This window comes from Treponema sp. R6D11 (assembly GCF_054786075.1).
In genome coordinates this window covers 1-308 of record NZ_BDHD01001422.1, presented here as the reverse complement: position 1 = coordinate 308, position 308 = coordinate 1, and the positions used below count along the sequence as shown (strand labels likewise).

General features: G+C 42.9%; 2 protein-coding genes. Both read right to left on the bottom strand.

What is annotated here, in order from left to right; genetic code table 11:
• Nucleotides 1-198 (bottom strand): GTPase (locus ACYVTD_RS19005; protein ID WP_461249135.1); only part of this gene is annotated, 198 nt, incomplete at its 3' end.
• Nucleotides 195-308: SDR family oxidoreductase (locus ACYVTD_RS19000; RefSeq protein WP_461249136.1), on the bottom strand; the 114-nt coding region annotated here is incomplete at its 5' end. The genes ACYVTD_RS19000 and ACYVTD_RS19005, both read right to left, overlap by 4 nt.

Genomic DNA, 308 nt, shown 5'->3' with positions numbered 1-308 from the left:
GTTTTTTGGTGTGTGAAAACCGGGGGTGTCGACAAAAACTATTTGCGAATTTTCTCTTGTTATGATGCCATTTATTTGCGTTCTAGTTGTTTGCGGTCTTGGCGTGGTTATCGCTAACTTTTCGCCAATTATAGCGTTTAGCAAGGTTGATTTTCCTGCGTTCGCGCGTCCTAAAATGTTTACATATCCAAATTTCATATTACTAACCCGCCATTGGGCGAGATGACCTGCCCCGTTATATAATCGCTTTCGGCTAGGAATAATGCGGTTTTTGCGATTTCTTCTGCCGAACCTAATCTGCCGAATGG